Origin of the sequence: Chelatococcus sp. HY11 (assembly GCF_018398335.1) — a bacterium.
Lineage (GTDB): Bacteria > Pseudomonadota > Alphaproteobacteria > Rhizobiales > Beijerinckiaceae > Chelatococcus.
Genome location: NZ_JAHBRX010000002.1, coordinates 195,869 through 209,639 on the forward strand (window position 1 = coordinate 195,869; position 13,771 = coordinate 209,639).

Below are 13,771 nucleotides of genomic sequence, written 5' to 3' on the forward strand. Positions count from 1 at the left end.
CCATGGTCGCAGTTCATATTCCAACCGGCCCCGGAACGACGGAGGCGGAGCAGCCCCGCCAGAGCGTTACCCGCAAGCGGATCAAGGCCTTTCTGCGAGCACCCGGCGCTGTTTTCGGATTGGCCTTGTTTGGCCTCTTCCTGATCCTGGCACTTTTCGCGCCTCAGATCTCGCCGCAGAACCCCTATGATCTCGACACCCTCGACATCATGGACAACATGCTGGCGCCAGGCTCCGCGCTGGGCAACGGCATCACCGCATGGCTCGGAACCGATGACCAGGGGCGTGACATGCTGTCCGCCATCCTGCACGGCCTGCGCATCTCGATCGGCGTGGGCGTCGTATCTGTTCTGATCGCAAGCGCGATCGGCGCCGTTGTCGGCATCGGCTGCGCATATTTAGGTGGTCGCGTCGACGCCATCGCCATGCGTATCGTGGACCTGCAGCTTTCGTTTCCCTCGATACTCGTGGCGCTGGTTCTGCTGTCAGTCTTCGGGCGCGGCATCGACAAGGTCATCCTGGCCCTCGTTATCGTACAATGGGCCTATTACGCGCGCACGGTCAGGGGATCGGCCCTCGTCGAACGGGAGAAAGACTATATCGCGGCCGCTGTCTCCTTTGGGGCGCCGCGATGGCGTATCATGTTCAGACATCTCCTGCCGAACTGCCTGCCGCCACTCATCGTGATCGCCACGGTGCAGATCGCCCATGCGATTTCGCTGGAGGCAACGCTTTCCTTCCTCGGTGTTGGCGTGCCCGTAACCGAACCTTCGCTCGGCATGCTCATCGCCAATGGCTATGGTTACCTGCTCTCTGGAAAGTATTGGATCTCGACCTTTCCCGGTTTTGCTCTCCTGCTGCTGGTCCTCGCCATCAATCTTGTCGGTGATCGTCTGCGGCACGTAATGGACCCATATAGCGATCAAAATGGCCACTGACCGGGCTCCCGCCGGGCGCCGGGCGCTGGTACTCGGCGCCGGTATCGTCGGCGTTTCGATCGCATTGCATCTCCAGCAGCGCGGCTGGTCCGTCGTTCTCGTCGACCGCAAGGATCCAGGACGCGAGACGAGCTACGGCAATGCGGGCTTCATCGAATGCTCATCCGTGCTGCCGCATCCCTTTCCGCGTGGCTTCTCGACGCTGATGAAGCTGGCGATGAACCGGTCCGACGCTGTGCGTTACGAGCCGCGCTTCCTGGCGCGCATCGCGCCCTGGCTCCTTGCCTACTGGCGGGCCTCCCAGGACAGCGCACTCGCCCGCATTGGGCCGTCGTTCCGCGCCTTGATCGATACCGCGCTTGCCGAACACGAGGCACTGATCGCCGAGGCCGGTGTAACGGGTCTGCTGCGCCACGACGGCTGGCTCGAAATTTGTCGTTCATCGCAACAGCTTGAAGCCGCAGACCGCGAGGCGAACTTCGCACGTCGTCACGGTGTCACCGCGGAGCAACTGGGAGCGGAGGCTCTCTATGCCCTGGAGCCCGCATTGAAGCCCGGCTTCCACGGGGCTATCGCCTGGCCCGACACCTGCCGGATCATCGATCCCGGTGGGCTGGTGGAGGCTTATGCGCGGCTCTTCCGCGCTAGGGGTGGCCAGATCCTGCGCGCGGATGCGCTGACGCTCGCCGATAAAGGCAGCACATGGGACATCCGCTCCGCCGGTGGAGAGACGATCTCCGCCGATCACGCCGTCGTCGCGCTCGGGCCGTGGACCGCCGATCTTGCCGCGCGCTTTGGCTATCGCTTTCCGCTTGCCGTCAAGCGCGGCTATCATCGGCATTTCGCCTATGATGACAGCGCCCGGCTGACACAGGCCGTCTATGTCCGCGACGAGGCCTGCCTGATTGTCCCGATGGCGCGTGGCATTCGCCTGCTCTCGGGCGCCGAGCTCGCCCCGCGCGATGCACCGTCGACCCCAGTCCAGATCCAGCGCATCGAAGCGCGCGCGCGCAGCGCGGTCCCGCTCGGAGATCCCATTGAGCCGGAGCCCTGGCTCGGCGCGCGCCCCTGCCTGCCGGACATGCTGCCGGTGATCGGCGCCGCGCCGCGCCATGCCGGACTGTGGTTCGCCTTTGGGCACAGCCACTATGGCCTGACATTGGGCCCGACAACCGGACGCATGCTGGCGGAGATGATGAGCGGAGAAACGTCCTTTATCTCGCCGCAGGCCTACCGCGCAGAGCGTTTTGCCGTATAGCGCATCTCAACAAAGACGTTGTTCCGCCAAGCGACTGATAAGCGCTACGCAGCGTTCGAGCTCGGCCTCTTCGATGAACTCGTCGGGCTGGTGGGCCTGTGCGATATCGCCCGGGCCGCAGACGAGAGCCGGTGTGCCGAAGCGCTGGAAGATGCCCGCCTCGGTGCCATAGGGAACCTTCAACGGAGCCGTCTGGCCGACGAGATCCATAAGGAGCGTCTCAGCTTCCCTGTCGGCATTGGGGCCGAGCGGCGGGATATGGGCCTGAACCTCGAAGGCGATGCCGCAAGCGGGATCGATCGCCTTCATCGCCGGTTCGAGGGCCTCCCGCGCGAAGCGCTCGATGCGCGCGAGCACGGCGCGGTCATCGACGCCGGGAATGACGCGCATTTCCCAGAAGAAGCGGCAGCTTTCGGCGACGATATTGCCGTGGAGGCCGCCGTTGATGATATTGACCTGGATGGTGCTGTAGGGCGGATCAAGGCCTTCATGGCGCCCACCCTCGGCAAATTCGCGCCGCAGGCCGTTGATGAAGGCGATGAGCTCGCCTGCGACCATCACCGCATTGACATAGCGATCAGGCTGCGAGGAATGGCCAGGCTTGCCGGTGACGGTGGTCCAACCGATGAGCCCGCCCTTGTGGGCATCGATCGCCTTGAGCGACGAGGGCTCACCGATGACGGCCAGTTGCGGCGCGAGGCCCGATTGGCCGAGCCATTCGGCCATGGACCAGACGCCGGTACAGCCGACCTCCTCGTCATAGGAAAAGGCCAGATGCAGCGGCTTGGCCAGTGGCAGCGCCGCGACATCATGCGCCGCCGCGATGCTTGAGGCGAGAAAGCCCTTCATGTCGGTTGCGCCGCGGCCAATGAGCCGGCCGCCTTCCTCCCGCATGACGAAGGGGTCACCTGTCCAGGCCTGCCCGGACGTTGGGACCACATCCGTATGCCCGGACAGGACGAGGCCGCCGGGCCCATCCGGGCCGATGCTGATGAAAAGATTGGCTTTCGCGCCATCCGCATTGGGGAAACGCCGGAACCGAGCGCCGAGCGGCGCCAATATCGCCTCAACCCAGTGCAATAGATCGAGATTGCTGGCGGAACTCACAGTCGGAAAGCCGATGAGGTGACCGAGCGCGCCTTTGGCAGATAGCGTTGACATGGCGGTCCATTTCCCGAAGCAGGGGATTATCTCAGAGCCTCGGCGATGCGTGAGCAGGCCTGCTCGATCTGGCGGGCGTCACGCAGGACGCACATGCGCATGAAGCGTTTGGCGATGCCCCCGAAGAGGTGGCCCGGTGCCAGCCCGACGCGCGCTTCGTGCAGGATCCTGCTGCAGGCCACCATCGCGTCGTCCTCGCCCTTCAGGGCGAAGAACACATAGAGGCCTCCTTGCGGCTTGGCGCCGAACTCAAGCTGGTTGATGCCAGCCAGATGCTCATATGCGATATCGCGGCCAGTGCGGCAGCGCTCGCGCACCTCATCGACCACAGGTTCGCCATGGATCAAGGCGGCGGCCGCCGCCGCCTGGACGAAGCCAGCGGTGCCGCTGTTGAGATACTGGGTCATCGCGCCAATCGTGGGGGAGAGCGAGGCGGGATGGGAGAGCCAACCCACGCGCCAGCCGGTCATCGCCCAGGCCTTGGAAAAGCTGTTCACCGCCATGACCCGGTCTTCGTCATCGGCGATCTGGAGCATCGAGGGGGCAACGGGGCCGTCGAAATAGATGCGGCCATAGACCTCGTCGCTGAGGATCCATATGCCGGTGCGCCGGCTGAATGCGAGAATGGCATCGAGTTCCGCGGCCGTCGCCACCCATCCGCCGGGGTTGGAAGGGGTGGGAAGGAAGATCGCCCGCGTCTTCGCGGTGCAGGAGGCGAACAGCCGGTCGAGATCAAGCCGCCAGTCACTATCGCGGAAATCGAGAGGGAAGGGCACCGGGGTTCCGTCCTGCATATGGATGGCGGCGCGGATATTCGGCCATTGCGGCTCGATATAGATGACTTCGTCGCCCGCATTGACGATCAGCGACAGCGCGAGATAGACGGCCTGCATGCCGCCCGGCGTAACGGTGGAGCGGGCCCGGGAGATCGGGCGCCCATGCAGGGCGGTCTGGTAGGTCGACAAGGCTTCGGAGAGCTCCGGCAACCCGCGCATGTCCGGGACATAGAAGGTCATGCCCTGATCGAGGGCCGCTTTCGCGGCATCGCGGATGAAGGCGGGCGTCACCATGTCGCCCTCGCCATACCAGAGTGGAATGACACCCTCTATGCCCTGTGCCTCCACGGCGAGCCGCGCAATATTTTCCATGGGAATACTGGCCATGCATGGGCGGATGCCAAGTGCGGGCGCGAGATCTGCCGGTAATGCCAAAATAGTCACTCCACAGGATTGTGAGCAGTCCGCTCCAAATTGATCCGATACCAGCGGCACAGCGCGATCCCACCCGCGTGCTGGCTTGAATCAGTGCAATTGCATCTTCCGAAGGATGCTGCCGGATCGCGCGCTTGAGGACGCACCGTTCCGGCCGGCCGACTCATCCAGGAGAGTCGATCGATTACGGTGTCCCACCGTGACCGCTCGTCGTTCAAGCCTCCTCGATTCAAGCCTTGCGCGGTGATTATTTCAAGTTCAAACTATTCTATGCCGATGGATGCGAAATGCAACAGCGGCGTCGTTCCTGGTGGTCTGAAGTGGCGTGTTCCTGCGCTGCCGAAGCGGCCGTCCGCGCTATCGCGCCGTCTGATAAATATGCAAATGCATCCTTTAGAACCGACGTCTGAGCCATTTTCGATCTTGCCACGGCGCAACCTTTCCCTATTCTTGTTCAAAGAAATGGGAACAGGCCGGCCAGACCCTCAGAATATGTATTCTCAGATATCGGGGCTTCGGCAGGCAGGCGGTGATCGGGGCCGATGATGGATTTCGTAGGCGCTGTCGCCATGGTCGTCATGATGGGAGGCCAGTTGCATGGCTGAGCGTTCATTTGCCCGCGAGGTCCAGGACCTCAAGCTGGGCGAAGGCGAGATCTTCCGGGGGGAAGGTATTCTCGCCATAACCAAAGCATTGTTGCAGTCTGGCGTCTCGTATGTCGGGGGCTATCAGGGCTCACCTATTTCCCATCTCATGGATGTGCTTGCCGACGCCAGGGATGTGCTCGACGACCTGGGTGTCCATTTCGAATCCTCAGCCTCGGAAGCCGCCGCTGCCGCAATGCTGTCGGCATCCGTCATGTATCCGGTGCGTGGGGCCGTGACCTGGAAATCGACCGCCGGCACGAATGTCGCATCCGATGCGCTGTCCAACCTGTCGTCCGGCGGCGTGACGGGCGGCGCTCTCGTTATCATCGGTGAAGATTACGGCGAGGGCTCCTCCATCATGCAGGAGCGCTCCCATGCCTTTGCCATGAAGTCGCAGATGTGGCTGCTCGATCCCCGGCCAAATCTGGAGTCCATCGTCAAGGCGGTGGAGGATGGCTTTGCATTATCGGAGGCTTCCAATACGCCGGTGATGCTTGGCGTTCGCATCCGCACCTGTCACGTGCACGGCCAATTCGTCGCCAAGGATAACAAGAAGCCTGAGTTCACCTTGCGGCAGGCTGTCGAGTCACCGAAACGCGACGTCAACCGCATCGTCCTTCCACCGGCCGCCTATATCCATGAAAAGGAAAAGCTGGAGAAGCGCTGGCCTGCCGCCGTCGCCTTCATCAAGGAGCGCAAGCTCAACGAATTCTTCGGGCCCGAGCAAGGTGACGTCGGCATCGTCCTACAGGGCGGCATGTATAACAGCGTCATGCGCGCGCTGCAGTTCATGGGACTGGCGGACGTCTACGGCAATTCCGCGGTTCCTCTTTATGTTCTTAACGTCGCCTATCCGATGATCGACGACGAGATGGTGGAATTCTGCCTCGGCAAGAAGGCCGTCCTCATGGTGGAGGAGGGGCAGCCCGAGTATATCGAGCAGAGCCTGCATACGCTGTTGCGTCGCCGCGACATCAATACCAAGGTGAGCGGCAAGGATCTTCTGCCGCTTGGCGGCGAGATGACGGCGCCTGTCCTGATCAACGGCCTCACCGCCTTCTTCGAGACCCACGCCCGCGTGCTGCTCGGCAATCGGCCGCCCCTGCCGGATGCGACGCCGATCCTCGCCGATCCGAAGGTCAAGGCCCTTGCCGATGTCGTGCCGCAGCGGCCTGCCGGCTTCTGCACCGGCTGTCCCGAGCGGCCCATCTTCGCGGCGATGAAACTGGTCGAGAAGGAACTCGGCCAGCATCACGTCTCGGCCGACATCGGCTGCCATCTCTTCTCCATCCTGCCGCCCTTCAATATCGGCGCGACAACCATGGGCTATGGGCTGGGGCCGGCCTCGGCTTCCGCCTTCAATGTGGAGGCCGACAAACGCCCGATCTCCGTGATGGGCGATGGCGGCTTCTGGCACAACGGCCTCTCCACCAGCGTCGGCAACGCCGTCTACAACAAGCAGGACGGCGTGATCCTGATCGTCGACAATCACTATGCCGCCGCCACCGGTGGGCAGGATATTTTGTCTTCGCGCGCCGATAATCCTGAACGATCGACGAAGCATCCGATCGTTGACGCGGTGAAGGGCATCGGCGTCCAATGGGTGCGCCAGATCGACCGGACCTATGACGTCGCCAAGATGCGCGATACCCTGAAAGAAGCGCTGACGACGTCGGAACGTGGGCCCAAGGTCATTGTCGCCTCGTCGGAATGCATGTTGAACAAGCAACGGCGCGTGAAACCGCAGTTCAACAAGGCGGTCAAGGCGGGCCAGCGCATGGTGCGCGAGCGTTTCGGGGTCGATGAGGATGTCTGCACCGGCGATCATGCCTGCATTCGCCTCTCGGGCTGCCCGTCGCTGTCGGTGAAACATACCGATGATCCCCTGAAGGATGATCCGGTCGCAGCCATCGACAATTCCTGCGTGGGCTGCGGCAATTGCGGCGAGGTCTCCGAGGCGGCCGTGCTCTGCCCGTCCTTCTATCGGGCGGATATCATCCACAATCCAACCGGCCTGGACCGCTTCCTCGCAAAGGTCCGGAGCGCGGTGATCGGCTTCCTGCAGCGCCGGCGCGACAGTCGGCGCGTGGTCTTCCCGGCGTGAACGAGGGCGCGATGACACGCCATGAGACTTTTCCGACAGCGCGCCTGGCAACCGCGCGTCCTATTTCCGTGGCGATCCTCGCCATGGGCGGGCAGGGCGGCGGTGTCCTGTCCGACTGGGTTGTCGCGCTCGCCGAGGCACAGGGTTGGGTGGCTCAATCCACCTCCGTACCCGGCGTCGCGCAGCGCACGGGCGCGACCATTTACTACGTCGAAATGTTGCAGGCCCAGGACGGGCACGATCCGATCCTGTCGCTGATGCCGACGCCCGGCGATGTCGATGTCGTCATGGCCGCGGAATTCATGGAGGCCGGCCGCTCCATGATGCGCGGCCTCGTCACACCCGAGCGCACGACGCTGATTACCTCCAGCCACCGCTCCTTCGCGGTCGGCGAGAAGGAAAAGCCGGGCAACGGCATCGGGGATCCGCTCGTCGTGGTGGAAGCCGCCGGCATCGCGGCCAAGCGCATCATAGCCTTTGATATGCAGACGCTTGCCGAGAAGAACGGCAGCGTCATTTCAGCCGCCATGTTCGGCGCGCTGGCGGCCGCCGAGGTGCTGCCCTTCCCGCGCGCGGCCTTCGAGGACGCCGTCAAGGCGGGAGGCAAGGGTGTCGAGGCCAGCCTGCGCGCCTTCTCGGCCGCCTATGACCGCACCCGCGAGAAGCCGCGTGATACGGTGAGCGCCGAGCCCGAGAAAGCCCTGCCGCCCCTGCCGGATACCGTGGGGCACGCGGCGCTCGACGGGCTCATCGCACGCATCCGCAAGGATTTGCCCGCCGAGGCGCATCCCATCGCCTTCGCCGGCGTCAAGCGCCTCGTCGACTATCAGGACATCGCCTATGCCGGCGCCTATCTCGACCGGCTCGCGGCGCTGACCGCCCTCGATGCCGCCCATGACGGCGCGGGCAAGGGCTTTGCCTTCACCACTACTGCCGCCAAATATCTCGCGGTCGCCTTCGCCTATGACGACGTCATCCGCGTTGCCGATCTCAAGACGCGCGCCAGCCGTTTCGACCGGGTGCGGCGCGAGGTCGGCGCCAAGGGCGACCAGATCGTCTATACGACCGAATACATGCATCCGCGCATGGAAGAGGTGGCTGGGACCTTGCCGGCCGGCATGGGCCATTTCCTCGAAGCCCGGCCGAAACTGTTCCAGGCCCTCGACCGTCTCGTCAACCGCGGCCGCCGGGTGCGGACAGGCACCATCGGCTGGTTCCTCAGCCTTTATGTCGTCGCGAGCCTCAAGCCGATTCGAACCCGCACCCTGCGGCACGAGCGGGAGATGGCCCATGTCGCGCATTGGCTTGACGTGGCGACAACGGCCTTGCCCCGGGATTACGACCTCGCTGTCGAGGCGATCGCCTGCCGGCGGCTGGTCAAGGGCTATTCCGACACCCACGCGCGCGGCCAATCCAAGTTTGACCGGGTTCTCGCGGCCGTTCCCATGCTCACCGCGAAGCCGGACGGCGCGGCCTGGCTGCGTCGCCTCAAACAGGCCGCCCTGATGGACGAAGAGGGAACAGCGCTCGACGGCGCGCTGCGGACGGCGGAAAGCGCCTATCGGTAGGATCAATCCGCCATTTCGTGCGTCCAACAGGATCGGACGGGAAACTCTGGTCATCCCGGAAACGGCGAAGCCGTTGTCCGGGATCCAGAACCAATGCCGTTTCAGCAGGGGGGCGCCTTTCACGAACCGTGTCGGTTCTGGATCCCGGGCGCGAGCTACCGCCCGCCCCCGGATGACCGGCGCGGGATAGTCCCGAATGGCGATTCAGCCTAACGCCACATGCCGCGCATCTGTGCGCCGATGTCGACACGGATATTGCGCGTGTCGGAGCGTGTGGCCGCTTCTTCCCTGACGCGTGGCCAGGTAGTGACCTCGAAACGCGCGAGCAGGCTGGAGGGGATGAAGCGGGTGCGCGACGCATAGACGTGCCGGTCGCCCTGCGGGTTCTGCCCATAGGTGAAGAATCGTTGCGGAACAACGAGATGCAGGCCGTCTTTCGCGCGTGTCATCGCCACATAGAGCAGCCGCCGCTCCTCCTCGACCTCCTCTTTCGTGCCGACGCCGAGATCGATCGGGATGCAGCCGTCGACCGTGTTGAGCACGAAAACCGACGACCATTCCTGGCCCTTGGCGGAATGGATCGTCGACAGGATGAGATAGTCCTCGTCGAGATGCGGCACGCCGGGCTCGTCGCTGGTCGCGTTGGGCGGATCGAGCGTCAGCTCGGTGAGGAAGCGTTCGCGGGAGACATAGCCCGCCGCGATCTGCTCCAGCTGCAGGAGATCGGCGCTGCGGACGGTGGCTTCCTCGTGAAGACGCTCCAGATGCGGCTCATACCAGCGGCGCGCCTGTTCGATATCCGCCGGCCAGGTAGCGTCGCCACGGGCGATGGCGGTGATCATCGCGACAAAGGACGTCCAGTCGTTGCCCGCGCGCGGCGGCGCGGGCAACGTCGGGAGCAGGGTCAATGGTTGATCCGCACTAGCCAGCGCATCGAGCACGCGTTGCGCGGTCCCCGGTCCGACGCCCGGTAACAGCTGCATGGCGCGGAAGCCCGCGACGCGGTCGCGAGGGTTCTGCACGAAACGCAGGATCGCCAGGATGTCCTTGACATGGGCGGCGTCCAGGAACTTGAGCCCGCCGAATTTCACGAAGGGGATATTGCGGCGCGCGAGCTCGATTTCGAGTGGCCGGCTGTGATGGGTCGCGCGGAACAGCACCGCCTGCTGCTTCAGCCTGGCGCCGGCCTCCCGGTTGGCGAGCACGCTCTCCGCGATATAGCGCGCCTGTTCCGTCTCGTCGCGCACCGTGACGAGGCGCGGCTTCTCCGCCGAGCGGCGCTCGGTCCAGAGGTTCTTGGTAAAGCGTTCGCTCGCGAGGTCGATGACGCCGTTGGCGGCGGCCAGAATGGGCTCCGTGGAGCGATAGTTGCGGTCCAGCGTAATGACCTTGGCCGCTGGCGTAAAACGCCTGGGGAATTCAAGGATATTGCGGACGGTCGCCGCCCGGAAGGAATAGATCGCCTGCGCATCGTCCCCGACGACCGTCAATCCCTCGCCCCTGGGCTTCAGAGCCATGAGGATGGAGGCCTGGAGGCGGTTGGTATCCTGATATTCATCGACCATCACATGGTCGAACCGACCGCCGATGTCCTCGGCCAGCACGGGATGGGCGGCCGCGCGCGCCCAATAAAGAAGCAGATCGTCATAGTCGAGCACGTTTTGCGCCTGCTTGGCCGCGACATAGCCGGCGAAGAGCTCCCGCAGCTGCTCGGCCCAGCTGGCGCACCAGGGAAAATGGCGACCCAGCACCTCCTCGAGCGGGGTCTCGGCATTGACGGCGCGTGAGTAGATCGCAAGGCAAGTGCCCTTGGCCGGAAAACGCGTCTCGGTCCGCGAGAAGCCGAGCTCGTGGCGGACGAGGTTCATGAGATCGGCCGAATCCTCGCGGTCGTGGATCGTGAAAGCCGGATCAAGGCCGATTTCGTCGGCATAGTCGCGCAGGATACGCGCGCCGATGCCGTGAAACGTCCCCGCCCATGTCAGGGCATCCGTCAGCGGCTGGGCATGGGCCGGCAGCGCGCGGTTGCAGATGCGCTCGACCCGGCGCGCCATTTCGGCGGCGGCGCGGCGCGAGAAGGTCATCAGCAGGATACGCCTCGGATCGGCCCCACCGACAATAAGATGGGCGACGCGATGGGCCAGCGTGTTCGTCTTGCCCGACCCGGCGCCAGCGATAATGAGAAGTGGTGGTGCGATGGTCGCCTTGGCGTCGACGACGCCGTGCTCGACAGCCTGCCTTTGCTCCGCATTCAAGGTCTCGAGATAGGCTGCAGCTGCGGACACGATCGAACTTTCCTGCGAGGCATTCCACGAATCACCAGTATCCACGTTCCCAAATTCTCGTTTTGTTCGCAATGCAAAGGATCCGATCCGCGCACTTCCAGCGCGGGCGGGGAGCCGCGAAATGCCAGTTGACTCAGGACCGTTCGGAATTATAGTTTAACGATAAATCAAAACCGAGGCGGCCTGGCTTTGGGCGGCCCAGCATTGACCGAGTGTGTGATGGCCGAGACCAGAATTGATGCTTACCCGTCATTGCGCGACATGCGAGAGCTCTTCTTCAGTGCTCTTCTGTCCGACGTGCTGGATGATCTGGGTTATGTGAACCAGGCGATGCCGCACACCATCCGGCCGCTTGATGAGGGAAGCGTGATGGTGGGGCGCGCGCGCACCGCGCTCTATCTCGAAGTCTACGAGCGGCCGCACCCCGGCGAGAACCCTTACGAACTGGAGATCACACTCGTCGACAGCCTCAAGCGCGACGAGATTCCCGTCTTCGCCTGCGGCATGTCGGGACGGATCGCGCCCTGGGGCGGGCTTCTCAGCACGGCCGCCAATTTTCGCGGCTCCGCGGGCGCTCTGATGGATGGCTGCGTTCGCGATACCCGCGAGATCCGGGCCATCGGCTACCCCGTTTTCCATGGTGGCATCGCGCCGATCGACTCCAAGGGGCGGGGAAAGATCGTCGCGCTGGACGTCGGGATCGAATGCGCGGGCGTCAAGGTCGCGAGCGGCGATCTCATTTTCGGGGATGTGGATGGCGTCGTGGTGGTGCCGAGGGCCGTGGAAGCTGACGTTATCCGGCGTGCTTCCGAGCGTCTCAAAGGCGAACGAAACACCCTGGCAGAGCTCGCGGCAGGTGAAACCCTCGCCAATGTCTTCGCCAAATTCGGGATTCTCTGAACGGTTCGTTGTCCGTATCCGGCGCGAGCGGCGCTGCACGAAAGATGCCGAAGGGCACATCGCTTCAAACAGAACAAAGGGGATGAAGATGGCACGTATCAAGGCACGACTTCTGGCCTGCACTGCTGTTGCGGCTGGCCTTCTGAGCTGGGGGACGGCCGCGGCACAGGCTGAGATCTGCGGCCGAAAGGGCGGCGATCTCGTTTTCGGCATGGAGGCCAAGCTCAGCACGCTCGATCAACATGTGAATGCCGCGAACGCAACCCGCAATGTCGCGATGAACATCTTCGAGACATTGATGACGCGCGACGAGAACATGGCTCCCGTTCTCGACCTCGCGGAACAGCTCAATGTGAGTGATGACGGAAAGACTTATACGTTCAAGCTGCGTCCGGGTGTGAAGTTCCACAACGGGAAGCCGCTGACATCAGCTGACGTCGCCGGATCCTTCGCACGCTACAAGCGCATCGGTATAGACCGTTCCGCGCTGGACGCGGTTGATCGCTGGGAAACGCCCGACGATGCGACCTTCCGCATTATTCTGAAAGAGCCGCGCGCGACGTTCCTCGAGAGCATCTCGGCGTCGACCGTGCCGATCGTGATCGTCCCGGCCGATCAATCCAATGCTGAACCAACGCAGCTGAAGCCTAACGGGACGGGGCCATTCGAGCTCGTCGAGTTCGTGGCTGACAGCCATGTCAAGGTCAAGCGTTTCGACGGCTATGTGCCGAACAAGACGCTCAAGGGCATTTCGGGTTTTGCCGGGCAGAAGGAAGCCTGCCTCGACACTGTTACTTTCCGCACGCTCGCCGAACCCGGCGCGCGCACGGCGGCGCTGGAAACTGGCGAGGTTCAGATTGTCGAGGACGTGCCGACCCTGTCCCGCGAAAGACTGTCGAAGAACAAGGATATCAAGCTCGTTCAGCTCGACTATGCCGGCCTGAACCTGACCTATCCCAATCTCTCGCAGGCACCCACCGATAATCTCAAGGTTCGCCAAGCCATTCTTGCTTCGCTGAACATGGAAGATATCATGGACGCGGCGAGCGATGGCGCCTTCAGCCTCAATCCATCCTTCCAGTTTCCCGGGCAGACTTATTACAGCGAGGCTGGCGGCGAGCTTTACAACCAGAACAACCCGGAAAAAGCCAAGGCACTGCTGAAGGAAGCCGGCTACAAGGGCGAGAAGGTCGTGCTCCTCACAACGCGCGATATTCCGCGCGCCTATACGACGGCGCTCGTCATGTCCGAGCAGATGAAGGCGGCAGGCATCAATGCCGAGCTTCTGGTGCTCGACTGGCCGACGGCGCTCGGCATGAGCGTCAACGAGAGCAAGGGCTGGAATTTCTTCTTCACAACCTGGATCACAGTCACCGCCCAGGGCGGCGCGCAGTCGCTCCGCAATCTGGCTGATCCCTCCAACGTGCATAAGCCCGTGGGCAACAAATCCGACGAAGAATTCATGAAGCAGTTCAACATTCTGTCGTCGAGCCCCGACCTCGAGAAGCGCAAGGAGGCCTTTGCCAAGGCACAAGCCCGTGTGTTCGATCAGGTCATGGCCATACCCTTCGGCGCCATTCCGAAGATCCAGGCGACGCGCGCCAATGTCGAAGGATATATTCCCTTCTTCAACACGCGTGTCTCCAATATCTGGCTCAAACAATAAAAGCGTAACGAAGGCGTTGAGATAAGGACCGGC

9 protein-coding genes are annotated in these 13,771 nt (G+C 63.2%); 6 read left to right on the forward strand and 3 right to left on the reverse strand.

Annotated features, from left to right (window positions below; all coding sequences use genetic code 11):
- Positions 1–2 precede the first annotated feature (2 nt).
- Positions 3–938, forward strand: a complete 936-nt coding sequence (locus KIO74_RS21990; protein WP_213336674.1) for an ABC transporter permease — start codon at positions 3–5, stop codon at positions 936–938.
- Positions 928–2,196 (forward strand): NAD(P)/FAD-dependent oxidoreductase, encoded by a 1,269-nt coding sequence (locus KIO74_RS21995; RefSeq protein ID WP_213336677.1) that lies wholly within the window; start codon positions 928–930, stop codon positions 2,194–2,196. The genes KIO74_RS21990 and KIO74_RS21995 overlap by 11 nt, the downstream gene beginning before the upstream one ends.
- Before the next feature lie 6 nt (positions 2,197–2,202).
- Here the strand turns inward: KIO74_RS21995 and argE are convergent, their stop codons facing one another.
- Both argE and KIO74_RS22005 read right to left on the reverse strand, forming a co-directional pair.
- Positions 2,203–3,357, reverse strand: coding sequence for an acetylornithine deacetylase (gene argE, locus KIO74_RS22000; protein ID WP_213336680.1), 1,155 nt, complete (start codon positions 3,355–3,357; stop codon positions 2,203–2,205).
- 26 nt (positions 3,358–3,383) lie between these two features.
- A complete protein-coding gene (locus KIO74_RS22005) occupies positions 3,384–4,520 on the reverse strand; it encodes a pyridoxal phosphate-dependent aminotransferase (RefSeq protein ID WP_213339130.1) in 1,137 nt (378 codons plus the stop codon).
- A 645-nt stretch (positions 4,521–5,165) separates the two neighbouring features.
- Between KIO74_RS22005 and KIO74_RS22010 the strand changes: the two genes are divergently transcribed.
- Complete coding sequence (locus KIO74_RS22010; protein WP_213336683.1) at positions 5,166–7,319, forward strand: ferredoxin family protein; 2,154 nt, start codon at positions 5,166–5,168, stop codon at positions 7,317–7,319.
- Positions 7,320–7,330: 11 nt separating this feature from the next.
- A complete protein-coding gene (locus KIO74_RS22015; RefSeq protein ID WP_213336686.1) occupies positions 7,331–8,887 on the forward strand; it encodes an indolepyruvate oxidoreductase subunit beta family protein in 1,557 nt (518 codons plus the stop codon).
- A gap of 209 nt (positions 8,888–9,096) precedes the next feature.
- Here KIO74_RS22015 and KIO74_RS22020 read toward each other — a convergent pair whose 3' ends face one another.
- Positions 9,097–11,172 (reverse strand): ATP-dependent helicase, encoded by a 2,076-nt coding sequence (locus KIO74_RS22020; protein WP_213336689.1) that lies wholly within the window; start codon positions 11,170–11,172, stop codon positions 9,097–9,099.
- A gap of 219 nt (positions 11,173–11,391) precedes the next feature.
- Between KIO74_RS22020 and KIO74_RS22025 the strand changes: the two genes are divergently transcribed.
- Positions 11,392–12,072: an RraA family protein gene (locus tag KIO74_RS22025; protein ID WP_213336692.1), complete on the forward strand. Its 681-nt coding sequence runs from the start codon at positions 11,392–11,394 to the stop codon at positions 12,070–12,072.
- Positions 12,073–12,160: 88 nt separating this feature from the next.
- Positions 12,161–13,738: an ABC transporter substrate-binding protein gene (locus tag KIO74_RS22030; RefSeq protein WP_213336695.1), complete on the forward strand. Its 1,578-nt coding sequence runs from the start codon at positions 12,161–12,163 to the stop codon at positions 13,736–13,738.
- The last annotated feature ends 33 nt before the right edge of the window (positions 13,739–13,771 follow it).

Excerpts from the sequence above, each read along its gene's own strand:
- KIO74_RS22030 (WP_213336695.1), top strand. The coding sequence starts at position 12,161 with ATGGCACGTATCAAGGCACGACTTCTGGCCTGCACTGCTGTTGCGGCT.
- KIO74_RS22010 (WP_213336683.1), top strand. The coding sequence starts at position 5,166 with ATGGCTGAGCGTTCATTTGCCCGCGAGGTCCAGGACCTCAAGCTGGGC.
- KIO74_RS22025 (WP_213336692.1), top strand. The coding sequence starts at position 11,392 with ATGGCCGAGACCAGAATTGATGCTTACCCGTCATTGCGCGACATGCGA.
- KIO74_RS21990 (WP_213336674.1), top strand. The coding sequence starts at position 3 with ATGGTCGCAGTTCATATTCCAACCGGCCCCGGAACGACGGAGGCGGAG.
- KIO74_RS21995 (WP_213336677.1), top strand. The coding sequence starts at position 928 with ATGGCCACTGACCGGGCTCCCGCCGGGCGCCGGGCGCTGGTACTCGGC.
- KIO74_RS22015 (WP_213336686.1), top strand. The coding sequence starts at position 7,331 with ATGACACGCCATGAGACTTTTCCGACAGCGCGCCTGGCAACCGCGCGT.
- argE (WP_213336680.1), bottom strand. The coding sequence starts at position 3,357 with ATGTCAACGCTATCTGCCAAAGGCGCGCTCGGTCACCTCATCGGCTTT.
- KIO74_RS22005 (WP_213339130.1), bottom strand. The coding sequence starts at position 4,520 with ATGGCCAGTATTCCCATGGAAAATATTGCGCGGCTCGCCGTGGAGGCA.